This is a genomic window from Pararobbsia alpina (assembly GCF_902859895.1).
Lineage (GTDB): Bacteria > Pseudomonadota > Gammaproteobacteria > Burkholderiales > Burkholderiaceae > Pararobbsia > Pararobbsia alpina.
In genome coordinates this window covers 52,567-77,885 of sequence record NZ_CADIKM010000012.1, presented here as the reverse complement: position 1 = coordinate 77,885, position 25,319 = coordinate 52,567, and the positions used below count along the sequence as shown (strand labels likewise).

Genomic DNA, 25,319 nt, shown 5'->3' with positions numbered 1-25,319 from the left:
GGGCTTCAGCCTGCGTGGATCTGCGCGAGTGCGCGCCCGATCTCGCCCGCATCGGTCGGGCGAACCAGGCGCGCGACTTCCTTGCCGTTGTTCATGAAGACCAGTGTCGGCCAGAGTGTCACGCGAAACGAGCGGCCGAGGCGGCGCCCCTTGCCGTCCTCGATCTTCAGATGCCGCAGCGTGTCGTGCGCATGCATCGCCAACGCAAGCAACGGCTGAGCCGCGCGGCAATAACCACACCAACCGGTACCGAATTCGACGAGTGTCGGTCCTTCGAGCGCGTCGAGTTCAGCGCGCGCGGGTTCCGCATCGGTATAGATTGTATTCATCGGCATGGCCGTTCCCCTGCTATGGAAGTCGTCGTGACGACATTACAGCAGAGGATCGACAAGGCTGCAGGACCGCGGCGCGTCGACGCACTCAGGACTTCGCAAACGCAAGCAGGTCCGCGTTGACCCGATCCGCCAGCGTCGTGCACATGCCATGCGGCGCACCTTCATAGACCTTGAGCGTCGCATTCTTGACGATCTTTGCCGACAGGCGGCCGCCGTCGTCGATCGGTACGATCTGGTCGTCGTCGCCATGGAGGATCAAGGTGGGGACATCGAACTTCTTGAGATCTTCCGTGTAGTCGACTTCTGAAAACTGCTTCACGCAGTCGTACTGCCCCTTGATGCCGCCGCGCATGCCCTGCAGCCAGAACGCGTCGATCACACCTTGCGAGATCTTTGCGTTGGGCCGGTTGTAGCTGTAGAACGCCATTGCGAGGTCCTTGTAGTACTGCGAGCGATCTGCCTTGACCCCTGCGCGAATCTGCTCGAAGACTTCTATCGGCAAGCCGCCCGGATTCGCGGCGGTCTTGAGCATGATCGGGGGGACCGCGCCGATCAGTACGGCCTTCGATACGCGCCGCGTGCCGTGACGGCCAATGTAATGGGCAACCTCGCCGCCGCCGGTCGAATGCCCGACCAGCATCGCTTCCGTGATGTCGAGCGTGTCGAGCAGCGTCGCGAGATCGTCGGCATAGGTATCCATGTCGTTGCCGCTCCACGTTTGGCTCGAGCGGCCGTGGCTGCGGCGGTCGTGCGCGATGACGCGAAAGCCCTGCGCACCGAGGAACAGCATCTGCGCATCCCATGCATCCGCGTCGAGCGGCCAGCCGTGCGAGAAGACGATTGGGCGACCGCTGCCCCAATCCTTGTAGAAAATCTGCGTGCCGTCTTTTGTCGTGATGGTATTCATCTAGGGGCTCCATATTGATGTGGATGCGTTCTCCCCGCGCGGAACACCGGTCATGCGACAGGCGCAGGACCGCTCGATGATGTGCGCATCGACAAACAGGACAACGCTCGCCGAGTGTAGGAGAGGCACAGAAAGCTTGCAGACCGGGGTTGTGCCGACTCGACTGTCGATACGCAAGGCGCGATCCGACGCGGGATCTACGCTGTCATGGCCGGTCAGCGGCCTGGCCGCGTTGCAAAACCGTTCAGACTGGATGTACGTTGAGCGGCACCGCGCGCGCATCGGCATCATGCGCGGGCGCCTCTTCCGCACGCACGCGGAACGCGAGCGGCGACACCCCGGACCAGCGCTTGAACTGGCGCGAAAAGCCGTTGCTGTCGGCATAGCCAAGCCGCGTGGCGATCTCGCCAACCGACAGCACGTCGTCGAGCAGCAGCATCTTCGCGCGGCGCAGGCGCAAGGTCGACTCGTACTGCCGCACCGACAGGCCGAAGACCTGGCGGAATAGCGCATTGCCGTAGTCGGGGTGATAACCGAGTTGCCGGATCATCGATTCGATCGATGTCGTGCCGCCGGCGTCAACTTCACGTTCGATGCGCTCTGCAAGCCGCGTCGCGGTCTGCAAGGTTGCCTGCGGCAGTTCGGGCAAGGCAGTGTATTCACGCTGGTAGGCCCCCGCCATGACTGCGAACAACGCAAACAGCGCCGAGGCCAGTTGGAGCCGGGAGACCAGGCCGTCGTGATGCGCGATCGAGCGCATTTGCTGAAGCACCGGCCGCAGGTGCTGGCCGACGGTGCTATCCGCCTCGAACAGGCGCGAGCCGCCGCGGCACAGCAGGCGCCGCAGTGCGAGTTCGTCGACGTCGAAATGGATGCAGTACAAGGCCGAAGCGACCGGTGTCGTGCTGGCGTGCGCGTCGAAGGGGCAAAGCAGCAACAGGTCGTCGGGCGCCTGGCGCAGCGTGCGGCCTGTGAGCCGCGTGTCCTGCCGGCCCGCTTCGAGCAGGCACAGTTCGAAATAGGGATGATCATGCCGCGGATAGGCCCAGCCCGCGGGGACCTCGCGCGAATGCGCGCCGGTCAGCTGAAAGCTGGCGGCGAGGTTCGGCTGTCTGAGCGTCGTTGCAGCGTTGGGCTCGAGACTCAGCAAAGGGCGATGGTTCGGATGCATAGGGTTTGTGCGGAGTCGGAATCTCGCCTTTGGCCATATGGATTGCGGCTCCGGCTATGTCTTGCAAGTGCGCTGGCTGGAATCATTCTATGTGATTTCAACCGCTCGTCGGTGATGTCCAACCCCAGATTACGCGTACGGAGGAGACAGACGTGTCTACAGTCGAAGCTTCAGCAGGAACCGCAGCAAGCACCACCGCAGGAAATGCACACGCATGGCCGCTTTCGATTCAGATATACAGCATGCGCAATATCGGCAATCTCGAGCGTGAACTCGACACGGTCGCGGCGGCGGGATACCGCCACGTCGAACTGATCGGCGCCCACCTGAACGATGCCGCCGGCACGCGGGCGAAGCTCGATGCGCGCGGCCTCACGGCCTCGTCGAGCCATGTCAGCATCGACGCCCTGCGTGCCGGCGTGGACAGCATTGCCGATGCCTGCCAGACCATCGGCTTCACACAGTTGTTCATGCCCTCCGTACCGGTGCCCGAACGCAATAGCGAAGCTCCGTACTGGAGTGCGCTTGGCAGCGAACTCGGCGGTATGGCCAGGCAGCTCGCGGGCCGCGGCGTCCAGCTCGGCTACCACAACCATAACTGGGAACTGCAGCCCAAAGAGGGCGGACGCAATGCACTCGAGCTGCTGTTCGAGGCGGCGGGCGACAGTCCCCTGACCTGGCAGGCCGACATCGCCTGGCTCGTGCGTGGCGGCGCCGATCCCAGGAAATGGCTCGAACGCTACCGCGACCGGGTCGTCTCGGTACATGCAAAGGACCTTGCGCCGAGCGGCGAGATGCTCGATGAAGACGGCTGGGCCGATGTCGGTTCAGGTGTCCTCGACTGGCACGATCTCGCGCAGGCCTGCCGCGAAACCGGGGCGACCTGGCTCGTCGCCGAACACGACAAGCCGTCCGATCCGGACCGCTTTGCACGCGCAAGTTTCAAATTCCTCTCTTCCCTGAACGGATAAAGGCAGCATGGGCACCACCACTATTGGCATCATCGGCTGCGGCAACATCAGCGACGCCTACCTGAAAGGCGCGGCCGCTTCGCAACTCATCAAGGTCAAGGCATGCGCGGACTTGCGGCCAGAGGCCGCACAAGCCAAGGCACGGCTTTACGGCATCGAGGCAAAGTCGGTCGAGGCCCTGCTCGCCGACCCCGAGATCGAGATCGTCATCAACCTGACCGTCCCCGCGGCGCATGCGTCGGTCAGCCTGCAGATTCTCAATGCGGGCAAGCACGTGTATCTCGAGAAGCCGTTGTCGGCACAGCTCGCCGATGCGCGTGCCGTGGTCGCGTCGGCCGATGCCAAGGGATTGCGGGTCGGTTGCGCGCCCGATACTTTCTTCGGCGCCTCGCATCAGGCGGCGCGGCATGCGATCGACGGCGGCCGTATCGGCCAGCCGGTCGGCGGAACGGTCGCGGTGCTCTCGCATGGCATGGAACACTGGCACCCGAACCCCGGGTTCTTTTTCAAGGCGGGGGGTGGCCCGATTCTCGATCTCGGGCCGTACTACATCACACAGCTCGTGAACATGCTGGGGCCGGTTGCTCGTGTTGCCGGCGTGACGACAATCGGCAATGCGACCCGTACGATTTCGAGCGAGCCGCTCAAGGGGCAGTCGATCGATGTCGAAGTTCCGACCACGGTCAATGGTCTGCTCCAGTTCGCGAGCGGTGCGAACTTGACGTTGAGTGCTTCGTGGGACGTCTGGCGCCACCAGCGCGCGCCGATCGAGATCTATGGCACCGAAGGCAGCATGCTGGTGCCGGACCCGAACTTCTTCGGCGGTACGCCGATGATCAGCGAACGTGATGCGCCGTGGCAGCCGCTTGACATCAGCGCACATCCGTTCGGTGTGAACAACCGGACCAAGGGATCGGGCGAAGCGGTAGCCGATTACCGGATCGTGGGTGTGCTCGATATGGCGAGCGCGATCCAGCAGGGCCGTGCGCATCGCGCAAGCGGGGCGCTGGCCTTGCATGTGCTTGAAGTGCTCGAGGCATTCGAACGCTCGTCGAACGAAGGGCGGCATATCGTGATCGAAAGCCGCTGCGAGCGGCCCGAAGCGGTACCGCTTGGTAGCGGCGAGGAAGTGTTCGGGGCCGCGTACGCGGTTGCTTAGACGGTTGACTGAGCGACGGCCGACGGTCGTTGGTCGTTGGTCGTTGGTCGTTGGTCGTTGGTCGTTGAACAGAGAGTGTGGATGACTGCAAACGTCGTTCGCACTCTTTTGCTTTTGAGCTGCGCGATGTGTTTCCTTACGCTGTTCCTTCTTTGATCACCCCCCGGTTCATTGTTCAACGCGTGTCACCTGCGCTGGCTATCCCCTTCCCTGCCCGTCCCCAAGACCCCGTCGAAAACCAGCCAGAAAAAACTGCGGCTGCGTCCTACACACCCGGAGATCCCGTCTCATTATTTCGCCTTGATCTGTGTGCGATTCTATTTCCTGATCATTCGCGCGCGATGCAAGCATCGAAGGGTTGCACCTGTCGGTGCGGGGATGTCGGCGGTCATAGCGCATGTCACCGCCGCTGTTTCAGCTGCGCGAAAGGGTTTGGCCGCCGGACTGGCGGTGTCAGCCCATGGAGAAAGCGTAAGTCCCCTGTCTCTTTGAGATGATGTTGGGTGGCATTCTTTGAAGTGGGAATCCCCTTTTTTCAGGTAGGGGAGCATGTCAATGACTCTTACGGAGGAGCGCTTTGCTAGAACGCCATGATCATTGGACGCATCACTTTCTCGTTCACACACGGGATTTCGATAAGCGGCAACGTCTCGTTCAACCCGCATGCCGGAGTCGCGCGGGTGCCCGGCACCCTTCATGAATTGGTGAAACGAGCACAAGACGGGGAGTGTTTTCCGGAGGTGGCGATGACTGCAGACGGGTTGAACTACCGGCTTCGCGAGGAAGCGAATGGCTTATACCACGCGAAGATTGCTGAACAAGGGTGTCGCTCGAGCAAGCGGTGGCACAGACGGTTGATAGACGGCCTGAGGAAGCCCAACCGGGAGCAGTGCCAACAAATGGGTAGGACCGTGCACGCGCTTGCGGTGCCATGCATCACTGGAGCCACTGGGCTGGCATATGCCGACCACTTCAATCTGACCGGTGCACATATCTTCGCCGTAATCAGTCTACTTTTTGGAACGCTCACCCTTTTGGCACTAGGCAATGCAATGATAGAGGGGCCATAGAACCCATACAGCAAGGCTAGTTTTCATCATCACCGCGATCTTCCGCAGCCTTCAGATAGCAACCTGTATCTCCATTTCTTTCGAGGAATGAAAATGTTCTACGCAATTGTCATTGGCTTCCCCGCACTACTGACGGCCTATTGTCTATGGGTGCTTTCCAACAGGGACTAACGGGTACGCACCGTGGCGCTTACCGCGCAGTCTGCCGATCTTCGTGTCAGCCGCCGAGTACTTTCAAATTGAGTTGATGGCTATGACCAAGCCAGACTGCGCAATCCCGGTGGTCGCGCAGCGCATCGTCGGTGTTGGGATGCAGGAAGACGTCGAGCGCACCGTGATTGAGTGTCAGCCACGCCACAGCCTCCGCGAAATGCGTTGGCGTGAACGCTATCTGATAACTCCAAAGAGGATGGGGACCGACGGGTCGTTCATGGAAGCGCCCCATCTCCACAATATGGCCAAGCACGGTCATCACCTGCTCACGAAACGCAAAGGCAGCATCGCGGCTCGATGAATCGAAATACACATGTGCATGCCAACCGGTGACCGCTGACACATCTAGATACGCCATCGCTTACCCTTCGTTGTTCCTGGAGAACTCGAGATCAATTTAACCTTGTCCGCAACCCCGTCACGCGTTCGTACGTCGGAGTCATCAGCCACCGGCCCGCTTCGCGTTATGCCCATATTTTTTTAGCACGTCGACGACCCGCTCGCAGTGGTCGCCCTGCACTTCAATCACACCATCCTTGACCGTTCCCCCAGAACCGCATGCGGTGCGCAACTGTTTGCCCAACGAGGCGAGGGCGAGCGGATCGAGTGCCAACCCTGTGACGAGCGTCACGCTCTTCCCGCCTCGACCCTTGGTCTGACGTGACACGCGCGCCACGCCGTCACCGGCCGGCGTCGCCCTGGCGCCGGCCTTGCAAACACATTCCGCGATCACCCGCCGGCACTCGGGACACATCCGTCCGCCATCGGTGGAGTAGACAAGGCCGCCTGTCGAACTACTTTTCATGATTGACCTGCGCAAGACTCATTCAGTTGTGAATGGCAGCAAGTTTAGCAGCGGTACCGGGCAGCCACCTCCTACGCGTTCAACGCCCCCGACTCGATATGCACCGTCACGCAGCCGACAAACGCGTTCACTCGGCGAATCCGATGCCGTTTCAAAAACACGATCCCGCCGTACGCCAACAAGTCGCGATTCTGAACTCAAAGCGCAGATGATCGGAAAGACTAAAGTGCCAAACCCTATCGGGCGTCGTGCTGCAGATACTTATGCGCGAAGGCGATTGCCATGCTCCCCTCGCCGACTGCGGATGCGACACGCTTGACCGGACTCAATCTCACATCCCCGCAGGCAAATACCCCAGGGACACTCGATTCCAGCAGATAGGGGTCCCGGCTGCACGACCAGCGCCCGGCCTTCACGACGTCGTCACCGGTCAGAACATAGCCCCGTTTGTCGCACGCGATTTCCGCAGGCAGCCATTCTGTCTCCGCATCGGCACCGATGAACACAAAGAGGCCCCCGCACTCGTGCCGGCTCACTGTCTCGCTCTCGCGATCGGCGATGTCGATCGAGGTCAGATGGATATCGCCGTACGCGGCAACCACTTCGGAGCGCAACTTGACCACCACATTCGGCTTCCCGGCAAGCTGCTCGATCAGGTAGCGGGACATGCTTTTTTCCAGCGAGTCACCCCGGATGACGAGCGTGACCACGCGTGCATGGTTGGCGAAGTGCAGCGCGGCCTGGCCGGCCGAGTTGCCGCCACCGATCAGGTGAACATCGAGCCCATGAGTCGCGCTCGCTTCGCTGCGTGCGGCGCCATAGTAGATGCCTTTGCCGATGAAGCGGTCGAAGCCATCGATCGCAAGGCGGCGCCACGTTACGCCGGTCGCGAGGATGAGTGTGCGCACCTGGATGACATCGCCGCCGTCGAGGTGGACGCAGCGCGACTCGACATCGATGCGGGCAACCGAGCGCGTCACGAGAATCTCCGCACCGAGTCGCTTTGCCTGATGCAATGCGCGGCTCGCGAGTTCGTCACCCGACACGCCGCTCGGAAAGCCGAGGTAGTTCTCAATGCGCGACGAGGTGCCGGCCTGCCCTCCTGGAGCCTCGCGTTCGACCACTACGGTGCTCAACCCTTCCGACGCGCCATAGACTGCAGCAGCAAGCCCGGCGGGGCCTGCGCCGATGATCATCGTGTCGTATCCGGCGAAGCGGGGCTTCGTCTGCAAACCCAGAAGTTCGGCGAGCTCGCGCGTTGCGGGCCGGCTAAGCAGCGTCCCATCGACCAGCCGCAGTGCGGGGCAATCCTTCTCCGTCGGGCGGCTTCCGGGCCACCGCGCTGTCAGCTCAGGCGCATCGGGTGTCATCCAGTCATAGCTGATCTGGTTGCGCGCAAGGAACTGGCGCAACCCGGTGCAGGCATCATCCCAGCGACTGCCGACCATCGTCACACGCGGCTTGGGTGGCTCGGCGGCGAGTCCCTGTAGGCCGCCAAGACGCTCGCGCGCGAGGGCGCCCATCTTGGTCGCGACCTCCGGCGATACGGCGGTGACTGCATAGTAGCGCTGGGCGTCCACGCGCATGACGCGCGACGGTTCCGCGGCTCGATAGCCGCCTGGGAACGGCGAACTCAGCGCGAGCGGCACTTCGCCAAAGATGGTTCCCGGCAGACGCCAACCGAGCGTGCGCTCGACGCCATCGAACATCTTGACGACCTCCAACTTGCCGGTGAGAACAGCGTAGAGCGCGCGTTCTCCACCTTCATGGACAGCGAACTCACCGGCTCCAAGATGCAGGTCGGCTGCTGTCTGCGCCAGATGGTCGAGTTCGGAATCAGGGAGTGTTGAAAACAGCGGAACTGCGCGAATGTCGTCTATTGTCAGCATGGCTTCTTTGAAAGCAGGCAAGTGAGTTGGACCGCGTTCCAAGGACTTCGCTGTATTTCGGCTTGGCAATGAGCTCATACGCGAAGCAATGACTCAATTGCCTGGTATCCGATGAGGCGCGGGGTAAGGACAGCGTCCCTAGACCTTTTCTGCCGGGACCGGTGCTGCTCGACCCGTTGTACAAGCGCATCCGATACCTGCGCCATCGTCAGCGAGCAAACGCAGAGAGTATATGTCTTTTGGGTAGGGATGTTTTCGCACTTGAGCCAGCCAGTGATGTTGAATACGGCGATGGTGTTCAGGCAGATTTTTGCGACATGGACGACTGACTTGCGAGAAAATCCTCCTTGCAGGAGACGTCTACACACCAACACAACAAGCAGGTCGTCGACCGCCAAGGGCCGCCCTGCAATTGCCTTTCAGGAGTGTTTATCCGATGTCCGTTTCATCGTCCGCCCCAACGCGCATCGGTGCACCGGTGCTTATTACGTCGTTGGTAGCCGCTGCTATGTTCATGGAAAACCTCGATGGCACGATCATCGCGACCGCGCTACCCCAGATGGCCCGCTCATTCAATATGCACGCGGCGGATCTGAGTATCGGCATCACATCCTATTTGTTGACACTCGCGGTATTCATTCCGATCAGCGGCTGGATCGCGGACCGGTTTGGTACGCGCAACGTGTTCACCGCCGCCCTCGCCGTTTTTACGACAGCATCGGTGATGTGCGGTATGGCACACGGTCTGGTCGAATTCACGGCAACGCGGATCCTTCAAGGCATCGGGGGCGCCATGATGGTGCCGGTCGGTAGACTGGCCGTCTTGCGCGTGACGCCCAAAGAGGGCTTGATGCGGGCCATCTCGATCATCACCTGGCCGGCGCTCGTTGCCCCGATCATCGGTCCCCCGCTGGGCGGGATCATCACCACGTATTTCACCTGGCGTTGGATCTTCTATCTGAACGTGCCGCTCGGCATCGCCGGTATGGCGATGGCATGGCGCTTCCTGGGCCCGGATAACGAGAGACAAACGCGACCATTCGACGGCCTCGGCTTCGCGCTGTGTGGCATTGCGGGCACAACGGTGATGTACTCGGCGGAACTGCTCGGTAGCGCTGATACTTCCTGGCCTCTGGCGTCCGCGTTTCTGCTGGCGGGCGTTGTGACAAGCGCGGCGGCCCTGGTTCATTTGCGGCGCACACCCCATCCGGTCATCGATCTGTCTGCGCTTCGCATCAGGACATTTGCGGTGGCCATGGGCGGGGGCTCCCTGTTCCGGATGTCGATTGGCGCGGTGCCGTTTCTGTTACCGCTCATGTTCCAGATCGGCTTTGGCATGAATCCGTTTGAATCGGGCCTGCTCACGCTGGCCATGTTCGCCGGCAACCTGGCGATGAAGCTTGTGACGACGCCCCTTATGAGGCGCTTCGGCTTTCGCTCTGTACTGATCGTCAATGGAGCCTGCTCGGCATTGACCCTGGCATTGATAAGCCTGCTGACTCCTGCGACGCCTTACGTCTGGATTGTCGCGGCGCTGTTCCTGAGCGGACTCGCCCGCTCAGTGCAATTCACGGCACTGAACACGGTGAGTTTCGCTGATGTCCCCAAACCGCAAATGAGTGGTGCCTCGACCCTGTCGAGTACGATCAGCCAGATGTCGATGGGCATGGGCGTCGCAGCGGGCGCTGTTGCATTGCGAATCGCGGCTTGGTGGCATGGTCACGATGCGCACGCGCTGACGCCAGCCGATTTCAGCGTCGCGTTTGTACTGGTGGCGATATTGGGCCTGGTCGCCGTGGCAGATGTGCTCACTCTCTCCAGCAATGCGGGAGAACACGTTAGTGGGCATCGTCGATCCGAAAAGCCGTCGTAAAATTTTAATTGAGGCAATTGATTTCACTAGAATGACTACTTTCAGCAAATGCTGAAACCCGTGTTTGTAGTGAAAGACTCGCTCCCTGGGCGTCGTCGAGCGCGCAGTGACGGCCCCGTAAGCAGCCACGTTCGTGCAGCTCGCACGGCCTGACTGCACGACCCGCTTGGCCCTTGAACTCGAACTTCCTCGCAATGTCGCGCACTTCCTTCTCGGTGCCCCTCGAACCAGCCCTCGCCCCCACGAATCTCAGGGCAACGCGACACGTCGTATCATGATGCCGTTCTCCCCCACCGATTCCCGACTGACTCCCTGCATGACGTTTCCCCTTCCCGCGCCTGCTTCGTTGCCCCCACGTCCCGCCGCACTTACCCGCCGGGCGGTGCGGGGCTCGGGCGCATTGCTCTGCGCATGCCTCGCAGTGAGTCTGACGGGCTGTTCGTGGTGGATGCCGTTCAATCCCCCGCACAAGCCGGTTGAAGTCACGAGCCTGTTTGCGATCGACCGCTACGACCAGAATGTCGATCGTTGGATCGCCCCCTCGTCCCCCGGTTACGATCGTCCGGTGCTCCCGGAAGCCGTTCAGCGTGCGCATTTCGATGCACTGTTTGCACGGTACTTCGGCACGGCCGCGCGCGATTCGTCTCCATGGAATCAAGCCTTTATCAACACGGCGGTCTATCGCCAAGCCGGCACGGATATCGCAGCCTTGCAGCGGCGGCGCCTCAGTCGCTATGACAACCGGCTCCAGTCGACCCGACATCTCGGCTATGGGCAGAACCTGCGGCCGCACAGTGCCGAATGGATCGATGCAATCACGGCGAACCTCGATGTCGCACAGTTCGAACGCAGTCCCCGCTATGAACCCAAACGTCGTGCAATCGCCATCGACAATGCGCTCGTTCGCGGACTGCCGACCGCCGATCCCTCTTTCTCCGACAGCCGCATCGCGGGCGAAGGCTATCCGTTCGACAATCTGCAGATTTCGGCAATTCGTCCGGGTACCCCGGTCTATATCGTCGGGACGTCGGTCGATGGCGCATGGCGCTATGTCCAGACGCCGGATGTGCAGGGCTGGATAGCAAGCTCGACGATCGGCGTCGTCGACGATGCATTCGTGTCACGCTGGCGCACGACGGCCCGGCAGAGTCTGGGTGCGATCATCGGGGCTTCGGTGCCGGTACGCGATGCAAGCGGCGCTTTTCGTTTCGCGGCACCTGCCGGCACGATGCTGCCGATCGCCGGACATGATGCGCAGGGCTACGATGTCCTCGTGCCCGTGATCGATGCCGATGGCCGTGCGCAGATTCGCACCGCCCGGCTTGCTGCCGACGGAGTCATCGTCCCGATGCCCTGGCAAGTGACACCGCATCACATCGCGACGCTTCTCAAGGCCTTGATCGGGCGCCCCTATGGCTGGGGTAACACGGGTTTCTACAACGATTGCTCATCCGAGCTGCAAAGCGTGTTCGCACCGTTCGGCATCTGGCTGCCGCGCCATTCGTCGAACCAGATGACGGCGGGCACGAAAATCGATATCTCGGCGGACACGCCGGCTGAACGCATCGCCTATCTCGCGCATCATGGAGAACCGCTACGCTCGATCGTCTATATCGGCGGCCATGTGATGCTCTACCTCGGCAATACGACACTCGACGGGCAAGCCATCCCCGTGGTCTACCAGGACATCTGGGGCATGCGGCCTGCCGAAAATACACGCCGCGCGATCGTCGGTGGCTCAGTGATCATGCCGCTGACGCTCGAGGTCCCCGAAGATCCGTCGCTGCGCTCCCTGGCCGCCACGCCGATCTTCCAGATCATGACACTCGAAACGGAACCGTCCCCGGGACTGATGCCGGAAAGCGGGGACGATCCGGCAAGCTGAGTCGACGTACCACAGGGAGCCGGTTCCACTTCTCATCGATCGAGCAAAGGAAGTGCCAGCCCCTTCGCATCGAACACATGACAATGGTTTGCCGGCACGCCCAGCGTCACGCGATCGCCCGCATGATTCGCCGCATCGCCCGGCAGCTTGGCGATCATCGACTCCCCTTGTGTGCCTTCGAGGTGCAGATACGAATGCTCGCCCAGTCGCTCGACCAGACGTATGCCGCGCGTGATGCCCTGGCGCGCATCGGGCGCCGCGCCGCTCCCGGCTTCGGGCACGAAGTGTTCGGGCCGGATCCCGAGCGTGACGTCCTGACCACTCGCGACCCCGGCTCCGTCAACGGCGGCGCGAATCGTCTCGCCACCGAGTAACTTGATCACCACGCCCTGCGCGTCGACCGACGCCACCGTTGCTTCGATGAAGTTCATCTTCGGCGAACCGATAAAGCCCGCGACAAACTTGCTGCGCGGCCGATGATAGAGCTCGAGCGGGGCACCGGCCTGCGCGATGCTGCCAAACTTCTCGGTATCACTACCGGTATGGAGCAGCACGATCTTGTCGGCCAGCGCCATCGCTTCGATCTGGTCGTGCGTCACATAGATCGCGCTCGCCTGGTCGAATGCCTTGTGCAGCCGGGCGATCTCGGTACGGGTCTGCACGCGCAGCGAGGCATCGAGATTCGACAGCGGCTCGTCGAACAGAAACACCCCCGGCTCACGCACGATTGCACGGCCGATCGCGACGCGCTGCCGCTGGCCGCCCGACAGTGCCTTCGGCCTGCGGTCGAGCAGCGGCTCGAGCTCGAGAATGCGGGCGGCCTCGCGAATCTTCCGGTCGATATAGTCAGCCGACTTCTTTGCCTGCTTCAAACCGAACGCGAGGTTGTCGTAGACCGTCATATGCGGATACAACGCATAGTTCTGAAACACCATCGCGACCTTGCGCTTGGCTGGAGGCACGGCATTCATCGTCTGCCCGCCGATCCGAAGCTCGCCCGCGGTGATCGTCTCGAGCCCTGCGACCATTCTGAGCAGCGTCGACTTGCCACAGCCCGACGGCCCGAGGAACACGCAGAACTCCGAATTCTCGATCTGCAGGTTCACATCGCGAATGACCGGCGGGTTGGTCCCATAGGCCTTGTAGACGTTGCTCAGCGAAATACTTGCCATGATGCTTCTTCTCCGCTCAAGCGTTGTGTCGAGCCGCCCACAGCAGGCCGCGCAGGGTGATTTCCCTGACCGGCTCGACTTCGAAATCGGGGTTCACATGGCCGAGCGCCGAATAGAACACGCGCCCCTGCCCCCAACGCCGCTTCCAGACGACCGGCATCACGGCGCCCTTGACCCAGGGCACGTTCTCGCTGACAAAGGCACCGTCGAATGTCGTCGTCGCCAGCACTTCGTTGCTCGGGTCGACATGCATGTAGTACTGCTCCGACTTCACGGCAAACTCGCCGAAGCCCGCCACGATCGGATCGCCCGGCTCGGTGATCTGAATCTTGTAGTCGATCACATTGCCCGGATGCGCGACCCACTGGCCGCCGACCATGAACTGGTAGCCCGGGTTCGCGCGGAATGCATCGCCCGCGCCGCCATGCCAACCGCCAAAGCCAACGCCGCCGGCGATGGCCGCGAGCAGGTTCTCTTCGTGTTGTTTGCCGATCTCGCCCATTGTGTAGTTGTTCACGATCAGGTGCTGGCGCGCCAGCAGATCCTTGTCGAGATAGGCATCGAGCGATTCGGTCACGGTCGTGTCGAAGCCGTTTGCTTCGAGCAGCGCGGCAAACCGCGCGGTGATTTCCGTCGGTTGATGGCCGGCCCAGCCACCCGAAACCATCAGGGCCTTGCGACGATTCTCAGACATTCACGTGCTCCACGTTCGCGGCGAAGGGTTCGCTCGTCATTGGCAAAGGTTTGTCAGTGCTGCGTTCAATCGTGATCGTGCGCCCGCCGGTCGCGGCATCGAGCGTCGCCTGCATGACTTCGAGCACATGCAGTGCGAGCTCGCCGTTGGCACGGTGGGTGCGGCCGCTTGCGACCGCCTCGGCGAGGTCGGCCACACCGAGGCCGCGGGTGTTCTCCGCATAGGGATGCGTGAGCGCGACATCTTCCCAGTCGGCCTCACGGCGCTTGATCCGCACCGGGCCGCCGAAAGTGTTCGGGTCCGGTACGCTCAGGCTGCCTTCGGTACCGTAGATCTCGATGCGCGGAAGCACGGCACCCCAGATATCGAAGCTCGTCACGATCGTGCCGATCGCACCGTTGGCAAAGCCGAGCTGCGAGGCAATATGGGTCGGCGTGTTGACCTCGATCTTCTCGCCGCGCTTCGGCTCGCTCGTTATCGTCCGTTGCGCAAACGTCGCACGTGCCATTCCGGATACCTGTGCGATCGGGCCGATCAGGTTCACCAGCGCGCTCAAATAGTACGGCCCCATGTCGAACATCGGACCGGCGCCCAGCTGATAGTAGAACGCGGGGTTCGGATGCCAGCGCTCATGGCCGCGGTTGGTCATGAAGGCGCTCGCGGCGATGGGTTCGCCGATCGCGCCCGCTTCGATCAGCGCGCGGCACGTCTGGATGCCGGCACCCAGCACGGTATCGGGCGCGCTGCCGACGCGCAGGCCGCGCGCCTGCGCGGTCTCGATGATCCTGCGGCCATCTTCGAGCTCGAGCGCGAGCGGCTTCTCGCCATAGACATGCTTGCCGCCTTCGAGCGCGCGCAAGGCAATCGACGCATGCGACTCGGGCGTCGTGAGGTTCAGGATCAGGTCGACACCAGGATCGTCGAATACCCGCTCAAGTGGAATCGCGCGCTCGATGCCGTACTTCGCGGCGGCAGCCTGGGCCCGTGCAAAGTCGAGATCGGCTACGCCGACCACACGCAGGGCCGCGAAGCGCGGCATGTTCTTCAGATAGATATCACTGATGTTGCCGCAGCCGATGACGGCCACGCGCAAGGGAAGCGGGTTGACTGACGAACTGACAGACATGCGAATTGGACCCCTCGTATCAAAGTTCCCGGCAACGCGGGCTCACGCGATTGGACGGTCTCCGTATCGAGGCCTCGTCGCGTCGTTGTTTCATGACTTGCTGCGTGACTGCACCAGCGGGACCCCGCCTGCATCGCACAGGCGCCCGTCCCGAGGTTCGCATCCCTACCCCTTCACCGAGCCGGCCATCATGCCCTTGATGATCCGCTCCTGCCCGAACGCGTAAGCGATCACGAGCGGGAACGAGGTCAAGGCGACCACACAGAGCGTCATCGGAACATTCGAGGCGTACTGGCCTTGGAAGTCCCAGATCGCGAGCGGCAAGGTGCGATGCTGAGGTGTCGAAGTCAGTACATAGGCGAAGATGAACTCATTCCACATCATGATGCCGTTGAAGATCGCGACCGTCGCGAGGCCCGGCCCGGACAGCGGAAAGAAGATCGTCCAGAAGATCTTGAACGGACCACAGCCGTCGAGCTGAGCCGCTTCCTCGAGCTCCTTCGGGATCTGCCGCATGAACTCCGTCAGGATGAAGATCGATACCGGCAGCGCGAATGCGATATACGGTCCCATCAGCGCGGCGGCCGTATCGTAGAGTCCCATGTGCTTGGTCATCAGGTAGATCGGCACGAGCGTCACGTGAACCGGCACGATCAGCGCGGCAACGACAAAGGCAAACAAGGGCTTGGCGAAACGGAACTCGATGCGCGCGAATGCATAGGCTGCCATCGAACCGACGATCACGATCACCGTGACCGAGACGATCACCACCAGCACGCTGTTGAACAGGTAGCGATAGAAGGTCGCGTTGGTCAGCAACATTCCATAGTTTTCGAACGCCCAATGCTTCGGCATAGCCCACGACTCGCTCGACATGTATTCGGGCGCGTCCTTGAGGCTCGTGAAAATCATGAACAGAAAGGGCGTTGCGGTAACGAACAGCCAGAGCAGCGCGAGCACGCCGATGACGACGTTGCCCACCGTCAGACGACGGCCGGCGGCCATGGCATCGACCGGAGCCGCGGGCCGGATTACGGGGGAAGCACACATTTCAAACCTCGGTCTCAAAGCGGCGGGTGATGCGCATGCCCAGGCCCGCGACTACCACGACGATCACGAACATCCCCGATGCGACGGCGCTGCCATAGCCCAGCTGGAAGGAATTGAACACCTGCCGGTACATATAGGTCGCCATGAGTTCCGACGAGCCGTCGGGACCGCCACCGGTCATCACGAACACAAGGTCGAAGTAACGCAGCGACCCGATAATCACGAGCAGAATCGCGGTCCGGATGGTGCCCGACAGGTAGGGCAGCGTGATCCGAAAGAAGATGGTCCACTCATTGGCTCCGTCGAGCACGGCCGCCTCGCGCAATTCGCCGGGCATCGAGGCGAGCCCCGCGAGAAACAGGATCATGTAGAACGGAATACTCTGCCAGCACACCACGGCCGCGGTTGCAATCAGCGACCAGCGCGGATCGCCGAGCCAGTCGACAGCCCAGCTGCCCAAGCCAATCGCGGTCAGTACCGTGTTCAGGGGTCCGAAATTCGGATCGTAAAAATTCTTGAACAACACGCCGACTGCAACCGACGACATCAGCAGCGGCAGGAAATAGATGATCTTGAGGATTCGCGAGCGCTTGCCAGCCTTGTCGAGCAGCACGGCGAGCCCGAGCCCGATCGGAATCTGCACCGCGATCGAGACCACGGCGAGGATGCAGTTGTTCGCCAGTGCGCGCAGGAACAGGGGGTCCTGGGCCATCGTGATCCAGTTGTTCAGCCAGATGAATTTCGCGTTCTGGCCGAGGCCGTTCCAGTTCAGCAGCGACAGCCAGAAACTGGAGAGCAGCGGATAGATCAGGAACACGGACAACAGAATGATGGTGGGCAGCAGGAACAGCGTCGTCGTCAACCATTGACGGGGCGGCGCGTCCGACGTCTGACCGGGAACGTACGGAAGAGGAGTCTGTTGCGAAACGCTCATCGGTGTCTCACGAACGGGCCTGACGGGGTTCCCCGTCAGGCGTACATCGAACGCAGCCAACTTCGGCTGCGTACCGCTTACTTGAGTTCAGTCTTGGCCAACGCTTCCATCTTCTGGGCTGCCTGCTCCGGCGTCATCGACAAGCCGAACAGCGCCTGCGTCGTATCCTTGTGCAGTTCGCCGAGGGCCGGCGGCAGCATCTGGTCGTACCAGAGCTGCACGCTCGGTGCCTGTGCGACTTCGTCGAGCAGGGTGTTCACGAGCGGTTCGTCGCCTCGCAGACCCTTGACCGGGGGCACGCGGCCCGTCGCGACGTGATCCTTCATGGACTGTTCGTCATTGAGGGTCATGATCAGCTTGAACGCGCCGTCCGGGTTCTTGCAGCTCTTCGAGATGCTCCAGAAATTGTCGCCGACCGTGCCGATGATGTCCTTCGGGTCACCCTTGCCGCCCGGCACCGTCGGGAACATGAACGCGCCGACCTTCTTGTAGAAGTCCGGATTCTCGCTCTTGAAGGCCGAGATTTCCCAACTGCCGATCAGCTCCATCGCTGCCTTGTCCGAATACAGCAGGCGACGCGACGCACCCGTGTCGTAGTCCAGGCCGTTGAAGCCCGGTGCGAACGCACCCATCTTGACGAGCTCCTGCAATCGCTTGCCGGCTTCGACGAACGTCGGGCTGTCGAAGCTCCCCTTGCGCGAGACTGCGTCGAGGAACGGTTGCGGGCCGCCGATGCGGTCGGCCAGCGTCATGAAGTACATCGAACCGGTCCACTTGTTCTTGTTGGCCAGCGAGAACGGTGCGATGTCGTGCGACTTCAACACCTTGATGATGTTGACGAGCTCGTCCCAAGTCTTGGGCGGTTGCAGGTTGTACTTCGCGAACAACGCCTTGTTGTAGAAGATCGTCGCGATCGCGGTGTTGTCGGCGGCGACGCCGTAGACCTTGTTGTCGAAGGTGACGACCTGGTACGACGTCTTCAGGAACTTGTCGCGGAATGCCGGATTGGCATCGAGATACGGCGTCAGGTCGAGGACCTGGTTCGCCTTCACGTACTCGTGCAGGACCCCGCCACCCCAAGTTGCGAACACGCAGGGCGGATCGCCCGCGCCAAACGCAATTTTCAGCTTGGTCTTGTAGGCATCGTTGAGCGTGTGAACCGACTGGACATCCGTGCCCGGATTGGCGGCCTTGAAGCGCGCAACCGCGTCGTCGACAGCCTTCTGCTCGGCCGGGATGGTCTTCAGGTCCCACTGGGTGATGGTCTTGTCGTCCGCGAACGAAGCGCCGGTCGTCGCGGCAAGCGCGGCGAACACCAGCGCGGCGGCGATCGGTTTCAAATACTGTTTCATGCCGTCTCCTGAATTTTTTAGATATGGTTTGCACTACATACGTCTCGCAATACAGGACTGCGCAAGCGGGTATTCTGTCGGGCACGTGTGGCAGCATGCGCACAAACGATCGACCATGAACCGCCCTCGTCAGGCAATCTTGCCTGCCGGCGCAACATCGAAACATGCGGCGCCGGCAACAAGCTGAATCAGGACACGATCAACCGTGGACAGCCTGGTTGACCACGCCTTCCAGATACTCCTGACGGCCGCTCACATGCGGCGGATTGATCTGCTTGTCGACCGCGAGGTCGCGCAGCGCTTCGAGCGACAGGTCGCCCGACAGGATCTTCTTGCCGAGATCACCGTTCCAGCCCTTGTAGCGATCGTCCTTGAAGGCTTGCAGGCGATCGTTCTCGATCATCTTCGCCGCACGTTCGACCGAGACGGCGAGCAGGTCGATCGCGCCGATATGGCCATAGAACAGGTCTTCGGGGTCGATACTCTGGCGACGCACCTTCGAATCGAAGTTGAAGCCTCCCGTCTTGAAGCCGCCCGCCTTGGTCAGTTCATAGATGACCAGCGTGAGTTCTTCCGCGCTGTTCGGAAACTGGTCGGTATCCCAGCCGTTCTGCGGATCGCCGCGGTTCGCGTCGATCGAACCGAACACATCGAGCGCGAGTGCTGTCGCGATTTCGTGATGGAAGGAATGGCCCGCCAGCGTCGCGTGGTTCGCTTCGATATTGACCTGGATTTCCTTCTCGAGGCCGAACTGCTTGAGAAAACCGTGCACTGTCGCCACGTCGTAGTCGTATTGATGCTTGGTCGGTTCCTGCGGCTTCGGCTCGATCAGCAGCGCACCCTTGAAGCCGATCTTGTGCTTGTGATCGACCACCATCTTGAGGAAGCGCGCGATCTGTTCGCGCTCGCGGCGCAGATCGGTGTTGAGCAGCGTCTCGTAACCTTCGCGGCCGCCCCACAGCACATAGTTCTCGCCGCCGAGTTCGTGTGTTGCGCTCAACGCGTGAAATACCTGTGTCGCCGCATAAGCGAACACTTCAGGATTCGGGTTGGTCGCGGCACCGCCCATATAACGCTTGTGCGAGAACAGGTTGGCCGTGCCCCACAGCAGCTTCACGCCGGTTTCCGACTGCTTTTTCTGCAGCACATCGGTAAGACGTTTGAAGTTGTTGACATATTCCTTGATCGAATCGCCTTCAGGCGCGACGTCGGTGTCGTGGAACGTGTAGTACGGCGTGCCGAGCTTCGAGAAGAACTCGAACGCGGCGTCGGCCTTCAGGTGCGCGCGTTCTATCGGATCGCCCGCACGATGCCACGGACGGTCGAACACCGGCTGGCCGAAAATGTCATTGCCCTGCCACACGAAGGTATGCCAGTAGCAAACCGCGAGACGCAGATGCTGCTCGAGCGTTTTACCGAGGATTTTCTTCGACTTGTCGTAGTGGCGGAATGCCAGCGGATTGGTCGATTGCGGGCCTTCGTATTTGACTGCGGGAATCTTTTCGAAATAACTCATTTGCGGATCGGTCCGGTTGCGCGAGAAGTGCCGATTGCTCGGGTGACACATGATGCCGCTGCGCCGATGCCGGCCGCAATTATGAAATTTGGTGGCACAGGTAGTGTTTCTTAACTGTGCAGGTGCGCAATTGGACACCGGAAAAACCCTTATGCATCATGGCTCTGCGGCCTCGCTGCAGTGCTTTCGAGATGCTTTTGACGCGTTGTTTAACGTTATCGCTAACGTTATGATCCGGTGCAATCAAGAGGATCGGAGCGCAATGGACAAGCCCCTGATGAGCGATGGACCGGTGACGCTCGCGCATGTTGCGCAACGCGCGGGCGTGTCCCAGATGACCGCATCGCGTGCGCTGAACGGCCGCAGCGGTGTTTCGGCCAAGACGCGGCACGAGGTCGTGCGCATCGCGACGCAGATTGGCTACCGCGTCAACGTCGCCGCGCGCAAGCTTTCGAACGGGCGCAGCCGGATCATCGCCGTGCTCGCGCCGGATCTCACGAACCAGTTTATCGGCGAGCTGCTGATCGGCGCCGGTGAGGCCGCGCGCAAGGTCGACTATGAGATGCTGGTGTATACCCTGTTCGACGAGACGCGACGCAGTCACGATGAAGTGCTGCGACTGCTCCAGCAATTCGCCGACGGGCTGATCGCAATCCTGCCGCGCGGAGCCACCGACTATGTGAAGGCGCTCTATGCGGCGAGCATGCCGATCGTCATCCTCGATCATCGTGGCGAAGTGGCCGCGCTGCCGACGATTGCCTCGAATCATTACGAAGGCGCTTCGATGGCCATGCGTCATCTGCTCGAACTCGGGCATACCCGTATCGGTTTTCTGACGGGACCTGATGAGCCCGGTGCGTCGACCGAGCGCCTGACGGCCTATCAGCACGTGCTCGCGCAACACGGGTTGAGGGTCGATCCGCACCTGATCTCGGCCGGCGACTATACCCAGCGCGGCGGTTTTGAAGCAGCACGACGGCTGCTGGGGTTGAAGAAGCGTCCAACCGCGATCTTCGCGGTCAACGATATGGCGGCATTCGGTGCACTCGACGCGATCAAGGACGCGGGCCTCAGCGTCCCGAACGATGTGTCGCTGATCGGCTTCGACGATATTCCGATGGCCGCACAGACCCACCCGCCGCTGACCACGATCCGGCAGCCGCTGGTCTGGATGGGGCGCTCGGCAGTCAACACACTGCTCGCGCAGATCAATGGGATCGACGTCGCGTCGCCGCGCGTGACCTTGCCGACCGAACTCGTCGTCAGGGCGAGTACCGCTGCGCTGAGCGCGACGGGACGGGTGCCGGTGGGTACGCGGGGGGCGAGCGCGGGGGTGTGAGGCAGGAAATCCGCTCCATGCGACGCTCGATTCCGCCATGCCATGTCGTGCTATGTTCGCGCATTGCAGCTGCGCGCACTTTCCAGGAGAAAGCCGATGACCACCTCAACCGCTGTGCTAGCCCTCCTTGCCGCCCTGTTGATCGGCTCCATGAGCCCCGGACCCAGTTTTGTGCTCGTCGCCCGGACGTCCATCGGCGTATCGCGTGCCGACGGGCTGGCGACTGCCATTGCGATGGGGCTGGGCGGTGTCTTTTTCAGCGGAGTGGCACTCGCCGGACTGTATACGCTGCTCAGTGCGGTCGGGTGGCTCTATGCCGGCTTGAAGATTGCGGGCGGGCTCTACCTTGTCTATCTCGCATCGAAGATCTGGCGCGGGGCGTCGAGCTCCTTGATCGTCGAAGACGGTCGCATCGCGCAAGCGGGGAATGTGAGGAAATCGTTCTGGACGGGTCTCACCACGCAACTCAGCAATCCGAAAACCGCGGTCGCCTATGGCAGCATCTTCGCGGCCTTGCTTCCGCAGCATCCGCCGCTCTGGTGTTATATCGCGCTGCCGCCGATGATTTTCTCGATCGAAGCGGGTTGGTACTCGATCGTCGCGTTGTGCTTTTCGAGCCGGCGTCCGCGCGAAGTCTACCTGCGCATGAAAAAATGGATCGATCGTGTTGCGGCGACAGCCATCGCGACACTTGGACTCCGATTGATTTACACCGCTCACAGGGTCGGCATCTGAGGTTCGGGGCGATCAGTCCGATGTGGCGATCAGGGTTGGCGTTGAGCGATCACCCATATTGCATTCAGTGGAAATCTCCTCTAGCGCTTTTTCGGCGATTGCCATGACTCTGCCCCCCTTACAATGGAGGGGCTTCACTCCGCTTTGTGATACGGTTAGCGACCGTATGAAAGCGGCTTCTGAAAGCAAGTGGATACGCGAAGAGGAGCGCATCCTTTACAAAACCGAATGGATCGAGCATGAGTGACGAGATCAGCGACCTGCGACTGTTTGTTCGCATGGCGACCGCGGGCAGCCTGTCTGAAACTGCGCGGCGCCTCAACAGTTCGTTACCCGCGATGAGCCGGCGTCTCTCGGCCATGGAGGCGCGGCTCGGCGTGCGGCTGTTCGACCGCAACACTCGCCATTTCGCCCTGACGGACGAGGGCAGCCGGTTCTTTGAGCGAGCGGTTGCGATTCTTGCGGACCTTGACGCGGCGGAGGCGGAACTCGCGGCCAATGTCTCAGCGCCCCAAGGGCATATCCGGGTCGGCGCGCCGCTCGAGATCGGGAGACGTCGCATCGGGCCGCTGATCGCCGAATTCTCAAAGCAATACCCGCGCGTTTCTGTCGAACTTGTGCTCAGCGATTCCCAGGTCGATCTCGTGGGCAATGAACTGGATGTCGGCCTGCTCATCGAGCAGCCGACGGATGGCAGCATGATCAGCCGTCAGCTTATTTCAAGTCGCCGCGTGGTCTGCGCCTCGCCCGAGTATGTCGCGCAACACGGTGTCCCGGCGGTACCGGACGATCTGCTTCAGCACGATTGCATCTGTCTGGTGCGAGGACGCCATATTTTTGATCGTTGGTCGTTCACCGAGGACAACAAGCCAAGGGAGATCCAGGTGAAGGGCACGCTCCTGACGAACAACGGGGAAGTCTTGCACGGATGGACACTCATGGGACGAGGCGTTGGACTCAAGGCCCTGTGGGATATCAAGGACGACCTGAAGCAAGGTCGTCTCATCGAGTTGCTTCCTTCCTTTGCCCACAACGTGATCAATCTCTACGCAATCTATCCCACGCGAACGCACCTGCCCCCTCGCACGCGGGTATTTGTCGACTTTGTCGTGGCATCGATGAAGGATCCGGTTTGAGGTTGCGGTAGTCGTCGAGCTTCGATCACCTGCTCGTGGAATCGACGGGGATTTCGGAATCCGTGTCGACCGTGGCGCCTCGGCCGGGTCGGCGCACGGTTCTCACCTTCCCGCTGCTTCCGCCTCCGCAGAAGAACTGATCGCCACCATCGGACTCGAGCCCCGACACGCTTACTCCAGGCGGCATCTCGAGCCTCTCCAGGACCTCTCCCGTTCGAGGTTCGATTCGCCTCAACTCGCTCTCGTCGTCCTCCCAGGTGCCATGCCAGAGCTCTCCGTCGACCCACGTGACTCCCGTGACGAAGCGGTTGGACTCGATGGTGCGAAGAATCGTCCCTGTCTGGGGATCGACTTGATGGATCTTCCGGTCCCGATACTGCCCCACCCAGAGCGTCCCTTCGGCCCACGCGAGCCCCGAGTCACCGCCGCCGCCGCCGGGTGCCGGGATCGTGGCGAGCACATGGCCGGTCTTCGGATCGATCTTCTGGATGCGATCCTCGGCGATCTGAAACAGGTGCTGACCGTCGAAGGCCGTTCCTGCATGCGCGGCGACGTCAATCGAGCGCAGCGTCTTCCCACTCGCCGGATCGAAGGCGTTCAACTTGTCGCCAACGGCAATCCAGACTTGCTGGCCGTCATACGTGACCCCATTCACGCGGTCGACACCCGGAAAGGGTCCATATTCACGGACGATTTTGGCAGCTGATCGATTCATGCTGGCATCCTAATCAGTCGGTAAAGGAGCGGAAAGTAACAAGGTCGTCGTGAATCCCGACGCGGACGGGGTCATCCAACGTCGAGCTCGCCCCCGACCAAATGACTGCACCTTGCCTGCTGCGGCAAGCGAGTCGAGTGCCCGCTGCATGGTGCGCTGGCTGGCTCCAAGCGCAAGCGCCAAGGCCGAGCTCGCCCACGATTCGCCGTCGGCGAGGAAGGCGAGCACCGCCGCATGCGCCTCTTCGACGGGCCGTGCCAGCACGACGACCTCGCGTGCGTGGCGCGGCACGAGCACGAACCCTCGCTTCGTCGCACTCACGCCGGCCAGCGTCCGAAGCATCGTGCGGAGCCTCCCGACTTCGACGCGCAACCGTGCGCGATGCGATTCATCGGCAAGCTTCGCCCGGAATGCCCGCGCGACGAGGGTGTCCCTCGGCACGTCCGCGGGCCACGCTTCGGCCAGCGCGCGTGCGAGCGCGAATAACACCGGACGCGTCGAGAGCGAGACCACCGTGCCCGCGTCACGTACGACATATCGGCACGCATCCACGACGAGCGCTCTCGACGCCAGTAACGCTTCAACCTCTTCGAGCAGGAGGAGCCGCTCCTCGCCACGCGCAATCAGGCGGGCTGCGGGCGTGTTCAAAGCGAGAGATGCGCTTTCGACCTCCGCCGTCAGCGCCGGGATACCTGCGTGGCGCGCAGCACGCCCGGCCCGGGCGAGCGCAGCGTGCGCCGTCTTCGTTTGCAGGCGTCGCATCGCGATCCCCGCAACGACCAACTCGTGGGCGACCCTCGACGCCGGAGGGAAGAGCACGGGGACGAGCTCGGAAAGCGTACGCTCGGCCTCGTCGAGGCGCCCGATCAAAAGGAGGCGCCGGACTTCGAGATGCCGTGCATGTGCGGCGTTCACCCGGTCACCGTGCGCTTCGAGCGTTGCCCGCGCTGCGTCGAGCGCCTTCGCGGGCCAGCCCAGATCACGTGAGACGAGCGCGATCTCGGCCTCGGCGACGACACATCTCGCGCGAGCCACTGCCTCTTTCGGACCGAAGGCCCGAGCCGCACTTCGCACGAGCGCCTTCGCTCGAACGAGATCGCCGAGTTGCGCCATGGCAATGCCTCGAAGCGCCAGCGCAGGCGCATCGTCGCGCAAGGCAACCCGGTTCAGCGCGCCGAGGGGATCACCCGCCGCGAGCGCACGCGCTGCCGCCGTGATTAGCGAGTCCATTTGAATCCCGCCACACTTGTCACTCCCACCGTTCGATGCCCG

At 61.8% G+C, this 25,319-nt stretch carries 22 protein-coding genes; 7 read left to right on the top strand and 15 right to left on the bottom strand.

From position 1 onward, the window contains the following. Positions 1 to 5: 5 nt before the first annotated feature. The 3 genes from HV670_RS14550 to HV670_RS14540 all read right to left on the bottom strand — a co-directional run bounded on the left by HV670_RS14550 (position 6) and on the right by HV670_RS14540 (position 2,413). Entirely contained in the window at positions 6 to 335 is a 330-nt protein-coding gene (locus HV670_RS14550; protein ID WP_175105494.1) for a thioredoxin family protein, read from the bottom strand. 85 nt (positions 336 to 420) lie between these two features. Beyond that, the gene (locus HV670_RS14545) at positions 421 to 1,242 is read right to left on the bottom strand and encodes an alpha/beta fold hydrolase (protein ID WP_175105493.1); all 822 of its coding nucleotides are present in this window, start codon (positions 1,240 to 1,242) and stop codon (positions 421 to 423) included. A 244-nt stretch (positions 1,243 to 1,486) separates the two neighbouring features. Beyond that, positions 1,487 to 2,413, bottom strand: a complete 927-nt coding sequence (locus HV670_RS14540) for a helix-turn-helix transcriptional regulator (protein WP_175105492.1) — start codon at positions 2,411 to 2,413, stop codon at positions 1,487 to 1,489. Between the two features lie 152 nt (positions 2,414 to 2,565). Between HV670_RS14540 and HV670_RS14535 the strand changes: the two genes are divergently transcribed. Next, positions 2,566 to 3,384, top strand: a complete 819-nt coding sequence (locus tag HV670_RS14535; protein ID WP_246257428.1) for a sugar phosphate isomerase/epimerase family protein — start codon at positions 2,566 to 2,568, stop codon at positions 3,382 to 3,384. 7 nt (positions 3,385 to 3,391) lie between these two features. Further along, positions 3,392 to 4,543, top strand: coding sequence for a Gfo/Idh/MocA family protein (locus HV670_RS14530; protein WP_175105491.1), 1,152 nt, complete (start codon positions 3,392 to 3,394; stop codon positions 4,541 to 4,543). Positions 4,544 to 5,830: 1,287 nt separating this feature from the next. On the opposite strand, the gene HV670_RS14525 is transcribed toward HV670_RS14530, so the two are convergent. The 3 genes from HV670_RS14525 to HV670_RS14515 form a co-directional block, all read right to left on the bottom strand. Then, positions 5,831 to 6,184, bottom strand: a complete 354-nt coding sequence (locus HV670_RS14525) for a DOPA 4,5-dioxygenase family protein (RefSeq protein WP_175105490.1) — start codon at positions 6,182 to 6,184, stop codon at positions 5,831 to 5,833. An 84-nt stretch (positions 6,185 to 6,268) separates the two neighbouring features. Further along, on the bottom strand, positions 6,269 to 6,631 hold the full coding sequence (locus tag HV670_RS14520) for a translation initiation factor Sui1 (RefSeq protein WP_175105489.1): 363 nt from the start codon (positions 6,629 to 6,631) through the stop codon (positions 6,269 to 6,271). Between the two features lie 236 nt (positions 6,632 to 6,867). Further along, positions 6,868 to 8,520, bottom strand: a complete 1,653-nt coding sequence (locus HV670_RS14515) for an FAD-dependent oxidoreductase (protein ID WP_175105488.1) — start codon at positions 8,518 to 8,520, stop codon at positions 6,868 to 6,870. Between the two features lie 436 nt (positions 8,521 to 8,956). On the opposite strand from HV670_RS14515, the gene HV670_RS14510 reads away from it, so the two are divergent. Both HV670_RS14510 and HV670_RS14505 read left to right on the top strand, forming a co-directional pair. Continuing rightward, positions 8,957 to 10,393 carry a DHA2 family efflux MFS transporter permease subunit gene (locus tag HV670_RS14510; protein ID WP_175105487.1) on the top strand — a complete coding sequence of 479 codons (1,437 nt, stop codon included), beginning with the start codon at positions 8,957 to 8,959 and terminating at the stop codon, positions 10,391 to 10,393. A gap of 316 nt (positions 10,394 to 10,709) precedes the next feature. Beyond that, entirely contained in the window at positions 10,710 to 12,278 is a 1,569-nt protein-coding gene (locus HV670_RS14505; protein WP_175105486.1) for an SH3 domain-containing protein, read from the top strand. 32 nt (positions 12,279 to 12,310) lie between these two features. Here HV670_RS14505 and HV670_RS14500 read toward each other — a convergent pair whose 3' ends face one another. The 7 genes from HV670_RS14500 to xylA form a co-directional block, all read right to left on the bottom strand. Beyond that, a complete protein-coding gene (locus tag HV670_RS14500) occupies positions 12,311 to 13,450 on the bottom strand; it encodes an ABC transporter ATP-binding protein (protein WP_175105485.1) in 1,140 nt (379 codons plus the stop codon). Between the two features lie 16 nt (positions 13,451 to 13,466). Then, entirely contained in the window at positions 13,467 to 14,144 is a 678-nt protein-coding gene (locus HV670_RS14495; protein WP_217478422.1) for a ThuA domain-containing protein, read from the bottom strand. Beyond that, positions 14,137 to 15,270, bottom strand: a complete 1,134-nt coding sequence (locus tag HV670_RS14490) for a Gfo/Idh/MocA family protein (RefSeq protein WP_175105484.1) — start codon at positions 15,268 to 15,270, stop codon at positions 14,137 to 14,139. The genes HV670_RS14495 and HV670_RS14490 overlap by 8 nt, the downstream gene beginning before the upstream one ends. A 165-nt stretch (positions 15,271 to 15,435) precedes the next feature. Further along, a complete protein-coding gene (locus HV670_RS14485; protein ID WP_246257427.1) occupies positions 15,436 to 16,320 on the bottom strand; it encodes a carbohydrate ABC transporter permease in 885 nt (294 codons plus the stop codon). 1 nt (position 16,321) lies between these two features. Beyond that, the gene (locus HV670_RS14480; protein WP_175105483.1) at positions 16,322 to 17,254 is read right to left on the bottom strand and encodes a carbohydrate ABC transporter permease; all 933 of its coding nucleotides are present in this window, start codon (positions 17,252 to 17,254) and stop codon (positions 16,322 to 16,324) included. A 77-nt stretch (positions 17,255 to 17,331) separates the two neighbouring features. Beyond that, entirely contained in the window at positions 17,332 to 18,606 is a 1,275-nt protein-coding gene (locus HV670_RS14475; RefSeq protein ID WP_175105482.1) for an extracellular solute-binding protein, read from the bottom strand. Positions 18,607 to 18,805: 199 nt separating this feature from the next. Further along, on the bottom strand, positions 18,806 to 20,122 hold the full coding sequence (gene xylA / locus HV670_RS14470; RefSeq protein ID WP_175105481.1) for a xylose isomerase: 1,317 nt from the start codon (positions 20,120 to 20,122) through the stop codon (positions 18,806 to 18,808). Between the two features lie 262 nt (positions 20,123 to 20,384). Between xylA and HV670_RS14465 the strand changes: the two genes are divergently transcribed. The 3 genes from HV670_RS14465 (at position 20,385) to HV670_RS14455 (ending at position 23,332) form a co-directional block, all read left to right on the top strand. Next, the gene (locus HV670_RS14465) at positions 20,385 to 21,461 is read left to right on the top strand and encodes a LacI family DNA-binding transcriptional regulator (protein WP_246257423.1); all 1,077 of its coding nucleotides are present in this window, start codon (positions 20,385 to 20,387) and stop codon (positions 21,459 to 21,461) included. 96 nt (positions 21,462 to 21,557) lie between these two features. Further along, positions 21,558 to 22,196 carry a LysE family translocator gene (locus HV670_RS14460; protein ID WP_175105480.1) on the top strand — a complete coding sequence of 213 codons (639 nt, stop codon included), beginning with the start codon at positions 21,558 to 21,560 and terminating at the stop codon, positions 22,194 to 22,196. 239 nt (positions 22,197 to 22,435) lie between these two features. Then, on the top strand, positions 22,436 to 23,332 hold the full coding sequence (locus HV670_RS14455) for a LysR family transcriptional regulator (protein ID WP_175105479.1): 897 nt from the start codon (positions 22,436 to 22,438) through the stop codon (positions 23,330 to 23,332). A 25-nt stretch (positions 23,333 to 23,357) separates the two neighbouring features. On the opposite strand, the gene HV670_RS14450 is transcribed toward HV670_RS14455, so the two are convergent. Then, positions 23,358 to 24,047: a Vgb family protein gene (locus HV670_RS14450; protein WP_175105478.1), complete on the bottom strand. Its 690-nt coding sequence runs from the start codon at positions 24,045 to 24,047 to the stop codon at positions 23,358 to 23,360. A 9-nt stretch (positions 24,048 to 24,056) separates the two neighbouring features. After that, positions 24,057 to 25,277, bottom strand: coding sequence for a helix-turn-helix domain-containing protein (locus HV670_RS14445; RefSeq protein ID WP_175105477.1), 1,221 nt, complete (start codon positions 25,275 to 25,277; stop codon positions 24,057 to 24,059). Between the last annotated feature and the right edge of the window lie 42 nt (positions 25,278 to 25,319).